The organism is Motilimonas eburnea, from assembly GCF_021295345.1.
GTDB classification, from domain to species: domain Bacteria; phylum Pseudomonadota; class Gammaproteobacteria; order Enterobacterales; family CBDFNC01; genus Motilimonas; species Motilimonas eburnea.
Genome location: NZ_JAIMJB010000033.1, coordinates 1 through 9553 on the forward strand (window position 1 = coordinate 1; position 9553 = coordinate 9553).

At 44.1% G+C, this 9553-nt stretch carries 8 protein-coding genes; 3 read left to right on the forward strand and 5 right to left on the reverse strand.

Annotated elements, in window-relative coordinates; translation table 11 throughout:
* Nucleotides 1–242 precede the first annotated feature (242 nt).
* The 3 genes from K6Y21_RS20290 to K6Y21_RS20300 all read left to right on the forward strand — a co-directional run bounded on the left by K6Y21_RS20290 (nt 243) and on the right by K6Y21_RS20300 (nt 2162).
* Nucleotides 243–581, forward strand: a complete 339-nt coding sequence (locus tag K6Y21_RS20290; protein WP_233073744.1) for a hypothetical protein — start codon at nt 243–245, stop codon at nt 579–581.
* A 504-nt stretch (nt 582–1085) separates the two neighbouring features.
* Nucleotides 1086–1520, forward strand: a complete 435-nt coding sequence (locus K6Y21_RS20295; RefSeq protein WP_233073745.1) for a hypothetical protein — start codon at nt 1086–1088, stop codon at nt 1518–1520.
* A 300-nt stretch (nt 1521–1820) separates the two neighbouring features.
* Nucleotides 1821–2162 carry a hypothetical protein gene (locus tag K6Y21_RS20300; RefSeq protein WP_233073746.1) on the forward strand — a complete coding sequence of 114 codons (342 nt, stop codon included), beginning with the start codon at nt 1821–1823 and terminating at the stop codon, nt 2160–2162.
* Between the two features lie 1092 nt (nt 2163–3254).
* Here K6Y21_RS20300 and K6Y21_RS20305 read toward each other — a convergent pair.
* From K6Y21_RS20305 to K6Y21_RS20325, 5 genes are all read right to left on the reverse strand, one after another.
* Nucleotides 3255–4667: a tetratricopeptide repeat protein gene (locus tag K6Y21_RS20305; RefSeq protein WP_233073747.1), complete on the reverse strand. Its 1413-nt coding sequence runs from the start codon at nt 4665–4667 to the stop codon at nt 3255–3257.
* Nucleotides 4668–4981: 314 nt separating this feature from the next.
* Nucleotides 4982–5416, reverse strand: coding sequence for a hypothetical protein (locus K6Y21_RS20310; protein WP_233073748.1), 435 nt, complete (start codon nt 5414–5416; stop codon nt 4982–4984).
* Between the two features lie 170 nt (nt 5417–5586).
* Nucleotides 5587–6354 carry a thioesterase II family protein gene (locus K6Y21_RS20315; protein ID WP_233073750.1) on the reverse strand — a complete coding sequence of 256 codons (768 nt, stop codon included), beginning with the start codon at nt 6352–6354 and terminating at the stop codon, nt 5587–5589.
* A 60-nt stretch (nt 6355–6414) separates the two neighbouring features.
* Nucleotides 6415–7722 carry an MFS transporter gene (locus K6Y21_RS20320; protein WP_233073752.1) on the reverse strand — a complete coding sequence of 436 codons (1308 nt, stop codon included), beginning with the start codon at nt 7720–7722 and terminating at the stop codon, nt 6415–6417.
* A gap of 70 nt (nt 7723–7792) precedes the next feature.
* Nucleotides 7793–9478, reverse strand: a complete 1686-nt coding sequence (locus tag K6Y21_RS20325; RefSeq protein ID WP_233073754.1) for a carbohydrate-binding protein — start codon at nt 9476–9478, stop codon at nt 7793–7795.
* Nucleotides 9479–9553 lie beyond the last annotated feature (75 nt).

A 9553-nucleotide genomic window follows, 5' to 3' on the forward strand; every position in this document is an offset into this window, starting at 1 on the left:
CAATAGAGGAGCCATCATTTAATCGAACTACGACAAGGAAAGCGTTAGTTGCAGCTAACGCCTGGGTCTCACATTACCCGAAACTGGGTGTAAAGGGTCAATTAGGTGGGTTAATTATCCATACAAGCAATTTAAGAGGGATTCACAACGCTTGGCATTTTTGCTTTTACTGCAAATTTAGTGTTTATGGCAGAATGCTTTAGGTTTGGGTGGAGGCGTTGTTCACCCCTTAATTGGGCGTTATGTTTAAATTTATGAAGTGTATTCGAGCAAAGATTTGTTTTCTCAAAGAGTCTGAAAGTGGAAGAGCATGTATGCCAGTTGGTGCTGGTTACTCTCCTGATATTGTCGTCTTAGGCACTAAAGACTATCTAGCCGTCCGTTTTTTAGAAGTGCCAGGGGATTCTCAACAAGGGCAGGAATTTATCGGATCTATCGAGTTGATGCACCCAGAGGACGTTGATTATTCGGCGTTAAGCTGTGGCGTTAAGTTTGAACTGTTGGAGGGGACTAGAACAGTAGGTACTGGAAAAGTTGAAGCGGCAATGAATGGACAGCCAACAATTTTAGGCCAAACATAGGGGCAGCTCGCACAGCCTCAAACGGCGGAGTGATGTATCATTATTATGAAGTTAATATTTAAGCTGTTCTTATCTGTTTTCTTATATATCTACAGTTTTGGGCTTGGGTGGCTCATCAGCTTGAGTCCATTAGATCAACACCTTAGTGGTATGTCTGGTTTGCTATTTATGACGTCGGCAGTTACAGCGCTAACCACTCTTTGGTTAATGACTTGGAGTAAGCTCATAAGACATCACTTAGGCTCAAGTGTATCTTTGATCGTCTCTTTAGTTTTGCTAGCTATTTACGCTTACCTTGGTTATCCAAAATCTATTGGCATGCTGGCTTTAACCTCTCCAGTTATTCTTGTTAGTTGCGGGTTCTTTTATTTCAATATCCGATCCAACCAAACACATTAAAATGAGGTAATACCCGCAAATTTGAGAGAACTTACACCCTAGCATAGCGAATCGAACACAGTCCGATAGGTCAGGAGCGCACTAAGCAACCACCAAGGTTAATTTATGTACGAAATATCACTAACCAATGGCTTTGGCCCTATCAAGTTTGGCTTTACGCCGAGTGAAGTTAAAGCTGTGTGGGGATCTCAGCTTGTTTATGAAGATTGGATGGGCGGTAATTTAGAAAACTTTCTCTTTTTCAGAGGGTTGCTAATTGGGTTTCGAGGAGAAGTCGAAGATCATCCATCAGAAAATGCTTATGTGTGTATGTTTCAAGTGAAAACCATACATCCACTGCTGCTTTGGGGGAAAGAAATAACGTCAGCGACGACGCAAGATATTCAAGATTTACTTAACGCCAATGACCTAAGCTTCAAGATACTTCCAAACGGTATCGTTCAGTGTATCGGACAAGAGCTGCAATTTCATTTTAATCAATTGGGGTGCTTAGATGAGGTTTATTTTGCAAACAACCTGTTAACTGAAACCAACGAATAAGACTTAGAATGCAGAAAATTTCGATGCCAGATGTTGTTGATAACGAAAATATCGTTTACTTAACATAAAGACATTATTTTATAACATATAATCACAAGCGTTTCTCTGCTCAACGAAGTACCGAGCTCGGAATAACCTCGGGAATCTGACGTTTTGTTCTTGTTTCACGGATTATGCTTTACCCATGTAATTGATAATGATTTACTTTTACAGAGTTATCCTGAGCCGAGGTGAGATCACTTCCCAAGAAATACGGGTAATACGCCGTTAACTTTTTTTGAACTCATAACAGGAGTAACCATGTACGTTGCCGTTGAAATATTTTCTTTTTTATTAGTACTTTGTGCCGTCATTATGGCTTGTTTTGCTTGGAAGCGGCTCTATACGCATTTAGATGCCCCCGGCGTCAAAATGACCTATTTTTCAATCATTAGTATTGTCGCTTTGATTTTGTTCAGCTTGTTTGGCAGCAGTCTATTGGGAATGATGTTTCTTTGGTATTTGAAACCCTTAATGACTATTGCAACGGCAATCCTATTCCTAACCGGTGCTTATGGTTTACTGAAGTTAAGCAAACACTTCATGACCCTAAACCTCAGCAAGGAAAGCCAAAGTGAAAAATTGGCCGAGCCTATGTCTTAAGCGTTAGAGTTTCTGGTGATGTAATAAAATTTGGCGCAACTGTTTTTCTATTCGCTGTCATGTCCACTTTTTTATTGGTGGAGCATAGAGCACGACTGGTTGCGCTCAATGATATATTGTGAAGGTTTTGGCTGTTTAAGCCTAGGTATTCCCTACCGAATAATCAGTTTGTAAATTGTTGTTTTTTATTTATTTTAGTCTATTTATTGGCCCTCAGCCAAAATTCATTGCGACTCTCTATGCTGGCAGTATCTCTTCATTCGCGATGCTTTTAATGATTAAAACGCTCGCTAACATATAAACCTAAAGTGATTCCATTAAGGCTGATCTGGTCAACTCATCGGCGATAATGGCGCCATTGAGTGGAACAGTAACAATCACAATAAAACCCAATCAATATCAAATAAAAATATATGCGAGGTTGCTGACAAACACCTGCATTGATTACTATTGAGCAACGAGTCATTTAATAAAGAGTTATAGCGTATGAAAAAATTCAGTTTAATATTATTTTGCGTGTCTGCTGTGTTGTTCGCCATTGCGACGCTTTTTGGGTTGATTGGTCTCGGCGGAATCGCTGTCAATGTAACAGGTGGAGGTGGGTCAACGGCTGCGGCAGATTGGTACTTGGACATGAGCGTTTACCCTTTCTGGACGTCCGTCGTATTATTTATCTTGAGTATGCTAATTCGCCTTTCGCATCGCGCGCAAACCAAGGCAACGCCCCCTGACAGCAACAGTGAGGAAGTGTCTAAAGAAGTAGGATCCGCGTGATGATTTGAGGGGCCCTTCGCTTTTAGTTGTCCATTTCTCAACCTGTTTCAGAGTGACGCTGTAACCCTTCACATAGCGAGTAGTCTATTAAATGAGCAGGTGGTGCTCTTCGTTTAATAAACTGGGACGGAATATAGCATCGCGAGTTGAGGGATTTCCTCGCTTATCTTTATACTAGCTAGATCAGCTCAAATCTATGCTGGCCACTTAATGTGTAGCCTCCATGGATCCTCATACTGTTTCTCTAGGTTATCAAAGATACTACTGCACGCTCATCACGTTAGCGCGAATGCGGCCCTAACAACTCGAGTTGTTCTGCTAAAATGCATCTAGCTCTTGATCCGTGTGTTTTTCCTTCAAATACAGCGCTTGTTCCAGTTTCAACTGCAATACTTCGAGGCGATCAGTTAATTGAGTACTCAGCTGGATGTCGCCGTTTTCCAATGTGATTAAACTGATTTGGGTGCCGTCTTCTTTTTGCCAAATGCTGGCATCTTCTTGCTTTTCAACTGGGGAGCCGTGTTTCTTGCTGATCTTAATAGCCAGTTTTTCATAGCTCGCTTTATTTGAAAATGTATAGTGCGAGTTGATAAAGCGGTTGTTACTGTCAAAAACAAATTCCATGTATTTTGCATTAGGGAAAAACCGCGTTACATCAAATGTCACGATGGAGTATTCATCGGCGGCTTTATCACTTGTTAGTTTTGCGCCTTTGCTGGAAAGCGCCGCGATAAATTCCGATTTTTTACCACAGCGAAGCACCACACCAAATAAGGTTTCATCGCCTAACAAGCAGCCCAAGGTATTTCTATTTGGTAAGGTATCAGCTGGCGCTATCTCAGCAAGGGTGTAACCGTTAAAAAACCTAGGAAGTGGCTGCCCCTTTTTATGAACACCTGAGCGTTTGTATAGAGCCCGTGCATACGCTTTGTCTTGTTTCACCCCATCGCCATATGAATAAAGATAAGCCAGGTTTGAAAAGCCATATTCCTCACCTAAATATGCCGCTTCTAAGTAGTATTGATAGGCTTTGTTGTAGTCTTGCTTTACGCCTCGGCCCTTTTCGTATAAATAGCCCATGGCATTGATGGCAATTGCGTCATTTTTTTCCGCTGCCATTCGATAAAACGCCATCGCGTTAATGTATAAATCCTTAGACGTTGGATATAGTTGAGTGTGATAAGGGAACTCATCTGGGTGTTCGACGGCGCGTTCAAGTAATGCACCCGCTAGAACTTGCGACTGGGTGTGATCTAACACTGCGGCTTGAGAATAAAACCGAAAGGCGTAGTCCATATCCACCTTGTCATCTCCATAACCAAAATGGTAAATACGCGCAATGCGATAGTAGGCAACAGCATACTTTTGTTGGGCCGCCTCTGTATACCACTTCTTGGCTTGCAACCAGCTTTGTTCTACTCCCCTACCATACTGATAAGCATCCCCCAGATTAAACTGCCCTCGTCGGTCACCCAAGTCTGCTGATTGTCGATATAAATCAGCTGCGAGGTTGACGTCTTTTTTAACACCCAAGCCATTGGCGTAAAGATAACCTAAAAGGCTCATTGCTTTGGGATGTTTGGTTTTGCTTAACTCGTCAAGAACCGAAAAGGCTTGTTGATATTCTTTGTTATTCACTGCCTCATACGCCTGCTGGTAGCGTGAATCAGACTCTGACGAGAGGGTAATAGAGCTGAAAACAAGAGCAAAAAAAATTACGATCCATTTCATAAAGTTGTCTCAGGCGTGGTAAAACCAAAACGATAGGATAACCGTTTTTGGCATGATTGTTAAATTCAACACACACCCATAACAAGGTGGTTACAAGCATGCTGTTCGAGCTTGCCTGTTAACCTTGCATGGAACTAACACAAGAGGGGCTGGGGATGAGCAAAATGAATGGGCAAAAAACTTGTTTGAAAACAGGCCGGACTCAACCATCATCGTACGTTGTCAAAGGCGCGGCCCTCCTGAACTAATACACCTGAGCCATGGTTTTGCTAATGCAGGGATTTCAACGCGCCTCATTCACTTGGCGGGTTGGCTTACTCTTTAAAATTGTATCTAGTTTCATGAAACACTTTAATCAATTGCTCAAATTGCTCTTTTGAATTTGAGTAATCAATAATGCCTTTATTACCGGTCGATTTTTCTATTTCGAGGGCATAGTTCTTCGTTTTTAAGAAGTTAAACATAAAACCAAGGGCCCCCATCAATACAGGGATGCCCCATTTATATATCAGGCCAGCTATCGGGTTGGGCTCTGCCAAGACAAAAAACATGCCTAAAATGGGGTAAAACAGCAAGGTAATGAACAACACAATCAAGGCACCGATGGATCCATTAATCACTTTCCTTTTGGTGTCATTTTCAATCAGGTACAGGCGGGAAACCTTATCGATAGGCTCTTTGTTGCCTTTGTAGGTAAACTCAGCGGCGGTTAGCTGGTAGCCTTTATCTTGATAAATTACGTCACTCATTTCATTTCCTTATTTTTATAAACTCTGCATCGACCAACTGAGCTAAATATCAACTAAACCATTGAATTTAAATAAGTCTACAGACTTTCATTATTTATAGAAATGAATATCACCATTTTTTATGACCTAAGCGGCGCAAGCGCCCTGCTTGCGCCCAAAGGGGGTGTCCATCAGCAAGTAGCCAGCTCTGCTGTTAAAATCGAAGCCAACTTAGTTGCCACCGCTTTTATCACCAGCGATTTATGGGTTTCAATAAAGAAATGGCCACCATCAAAGATGACGTGGCTGACTGCACCGTCAAAATGCAGCTGCCAGTCGTGTAAGTCCTCTAACGGCACACCGCCGTCGTGCTGCCCACCTAAGATGGTTAAGTCACATGATAGTGCGGGTTTCATTTCACTTTGGTGGTTTTCAACCATGGTGAAATCTGCCCTCAGCATAGGCAGTAACATTTCCATAAAATCTTCATTATTCAGCACTTCTTCTGGGGTGCCGCCAAACGAGCGCAGCTTTTCAATAAAGGCGGCTTGCGGCAACTGGTGGATGGGAGAGTCTGTATTCTTGTAATGGGGCGCGCGCGAGCCAGAGGCAAAAAAATGTACCGGCAAAGGCCACTGCTGATGGCGAAAATACTGAACTAATTCAAAGCCTAATCGGCTGCCAAAACTATGTCCTAAAATGGCATAAGGCAGATTTAGATGAGGCTTCATTTGCGCCGCCAAATCTTCTACCAATTGGGTTAAATCCGTATAAGGCGACTCGGCTAAGCGCATCCCCCTGCCCGGCAATTGTACCGCCACCAGCTCAACCTCATTAGGGAGATGTTCGGCAAATGGTAAATAGGTGGCACTGCTGCCCCCAGCGTATGAAAGACAAAATAATCTTAAACGCGCCTTGGCGTTAGGTTTAGGGACATGAAACCAAGGTTGGTTCATCATTCAACATTTCCTTATTTTCAATAATCATCTTCAGTCAATTAAGGCTCTGATCTCAATGAGTTATACGTATGACGCTTGGCGTTCGCTCAATCCTTGCTCGTCATTAGCGAGTTCGATGGCAGGAATCGCCCCCATTCTTCTCACTGTGGGCAAACATAAACCAATAAAAGCGCAAGCCATAATGAAACTGCCTGCGACCATAACGACCCTTTCAACGCCATAGCCTTGGTTAAAATACCCTGCAATCACGCCCGATAGTGGCATCAAGCCTAAAATACAAAACATCAACACCGACATCACCCGCCCCATGTATTCACTGGGAGTACGCAATTGGAACCAAGTGGTGCCGGCTATCATAATAAAGCCGGTGGCAACGCCAATCAGGCAGAGACAAAGGCCAACTAAACTAGACGTAGAGCTGATCACTCCTAGAGAGAGCAAGCAGCCGCCCGACACTAAATCGCCGAGCAAGACATAAACTCCTAATTGTGCCGGCTGTGGCCGCAGCCAAATAGCAATGCCTGCGCCGATTAAGGTGCCAACCCCAATCAAGGCGTATAAGGTGCCATAGCCCGCCTCGGTAAGTCCTAAATGCAATTTGGCAATTAAAGGCAGCGCCGCCAGTAGCGGCCCGTGCATAAAAAACGAAATCAAAATTAAGTAGGCCAGAACTAATCTGATGCCCTTATCTAGCCAACAAAATTGAATACCTTGAAACACCAGCGTAAATACCCCTGCCGGTTTACTGATGACAGGCTTTATCTTGATCCAATAAAGCAGCGAAATAGACACCAAAACCAGCAAGGCATCGACTAAAAAAGCCAGCGCCAAACTACTGGCGTCATATTGCGTCACATCCACTTGATTTAAGTAGCGCATCAACCAAATCAGCCAGCCGGCTACTAAGGGGCCAGCAATTTGCGCCAATTGCGATGTGCCCATCACGATGCCGTTGGCTAACCCTAGCTCTTCCTCTTTACATATTGATGGCAAGATCGACTGGCTAGCCGGAATGCCAAAAGCACCGAGCGTGCCCAGTACAGAGCCAAATAAACACAACAGTGCGATAGGCGTAAACTGAAAATACACGCAACTGGCTAAGGCGAGCATCACCAGCATCGCCACTTGCCTTGAGCGTAATAACACCCGAAGCGGTGACCAGCGGTCGGCTAACGCCCCGCCAAACAGAATAAAAAAGCCGTGAGGCAGGCTAAAACTTGCCATCACCACCGACATTAAAAATGCGTCATCTTGGGTTTGATTGAGTACCAACCAAGGCAGAGCGACCAAGGTAAAATAGGCGCCCAATTGCGCCGTTGAGGTACTGGCCCAATGCAGCATAAAGTTTTTGTTTTGCAGTAACGACATCACAGTCCCATTAGCTAATAAATCAGCAAGGGGCAAAGCCCCTTGCTTTCAGACCAAGTTTGACTTGATGTTAGTTCGTCACGTTACACGCAGCGATGGGCGTCCATACATCCCATTCACCCGAATTAAGTGGCCACTGAGCATTGGTCCACCATTTCGCTTGGTATTGCTGACCATTGATCTGCACCACATCACCAGCGTTATAGACGGTGCCGTATTCCCACGTTGGCGCGCCGCCACAAACAGTTTTGTTCATGCCGTACCAAGAGGTTGAAATCTCAGGCCAAGTACCTATGGTTAAGATGTCATCGGGATGCTGAATGATTTGTGCTTTATCTTCCTCACTCCAATATCTATTTTGCGCTTGGTGACAGCTTTGACAGGTCGAGGTTTTGGTTCCCCATTTGCGATCAGCCAAGAAAAAGAAGTTAGGATCGTCACTTGGATCGTCGTTATGGTAACGCGCCGCAATCGCCTCTAAGTTATTTTCTCGGTGCAGCCAAGCCTCTTTGCCTATGGTCCAATCATCAAAGGCCAACATGGGGTTGTAGCGGTAAGTCAGTAACGAACGTGCATCATCAATAGCACCTAACTTGGTTAGGTAATCAACATAACCCACTATCATGCCTAAGATATTGAAAGAAAAGCGCGGTCTGTCAATACAGGTTCTGATTTCTGGGCACACGGTAGTCAAGGCGCGCGTCCAAGCAAAGAAGCCTTCCATAAAGAGGTCTTTGTCGTCAAAGAACGTGATACCAACAGTGAATGAATGGAATAACGGATGTAGCTCTAACCATTGTCTATGCTCATCATTTAAAGCCAGCTTAGCGCTTTGGTCTTGGTGCAGCTCGGCCAACCAACCGCGCTCCATCACAGATAAACCGCCTAAAATGGGCGCTAAGCGAAATCGGTCGTTGTTGCTATCTTGTTGCCAGGCCTGCTCCATGCGCTTCGCCATTTTTAAGGTATGGTTAGAAAAATAACTCGCAATCAAGATGTTATGTAGCGCACTGGGATCATCGTAATCCGCTTCACCACCAATCCAAATATTGACGGCTTTGTTTAAAAAGCCCGTGAATACGTTAGTTGGATCTTGGGCAAAGTCTTCTAGCAAAGCCGCAGCAGTTTCATAGCGCTGCGCTTCATTGTAGTTAAATGTTTCATAAAACTGGCTATGAACTGGCCTGTCTTCGTTATAGGTCAGTGTGCTTGGGCTAAAAAAGGGCGCCAGTTTGTCGCTATTGGCTTTCTTTAGTCGCTTGGTCCACAGCTCACTGCCTGCTAAATCATCCACGCGATTTAAAAAGTAATCGACATAAATACTGTTTTTAAGTGCAACCCCTTTGCTTTGGGCTAGCCATTCATTCAACAAGGATTGATTGGCGTAATACAAGGCTAAAAATTTAGCCAGTACGGCATCGGTTGGGTTATCTAAATAAGCGCTGAGTACCTTTTTCTCAAATACCGGTAATTCAATCTGGCTACCACGGGGCACGGGCGTGGTGTAATCAGAAATAGGGTCGCCGATATGGTTAAGCTTACCCGATGTAAGCTCAGCTAAATCAGCGCCCTGCAACACAGGATGGGCGGCAAATAACCCTAAGGTGGCTTCAGACACTTCAATGCCTAAGCCATTTTGCTGCAATTGGCTAACAACCTCTTGGGTTGTGTCTGATGAAGTTGCCAGCACTTGACCAGAGGCCAGTGCACTGGTTATCAATAGCGATAACGCCAATGGTTTAACGAGTATGTTCACATTTTTGTCCTTCATAATTAATCAGGGTTACTGGCGAGGCGCCAATAACCTTTCTTTGCTTCCATGGGACTATTA

Bases quoted from the DNA above. Each gene is read 5' to 3' on its own strand.
- K6Y21_RS20290 (WP_233073744.1), top strand. From the start codon at position 243: ATGTTTAAATTTATGAAGTGTATTCGAGCAAAGATTTGTTTTCTCAAA.
- K6Y21_RS20295 (WP_233073745.1), top strand. From the start codon at position 1,086: ATGTACGAAATATCACTAACCAATGGCTTTGGCCCTATCAAGTTTGGC.
- K6Y21_RS20300 (WP_233073746.1), top strand. From the start codon at position 1,821: ATGTACGTTGCCGTTGAAATATTTTCTTTTTTATTAGTACTTTGTGCC.
- K6Y21_RS20305 (WP_233073747.1), bottom strand. From the start codon at position 4,667: ATGAAATGGATCGTAATTTTTTTTGCTCTTGTTTTCAGCTCTATTACC.
- K6Y21_RS20310 (WP_233073748.1), bottom strand. From the start codon at position 5,416: ATGAGTGACGTAATTTATCAAGATAAAGGCTACCAGCTAACCGCCGCT.
- K6Y21_RS20315 (WP_233073750.1), bottom strand. From the start codon at position 6,354: ATGATGAACCAACCTTGGTTTCATGTCCCTAAACCTAACGCCAAGGCG.
- K6Y21_RS20320 (WP_233073752.1), bottom strand. From the start codon at position 7,722: ATGTCGTTACTGCAAAACAAAAACTTTATGCTGCATTGGGCCAGTACC.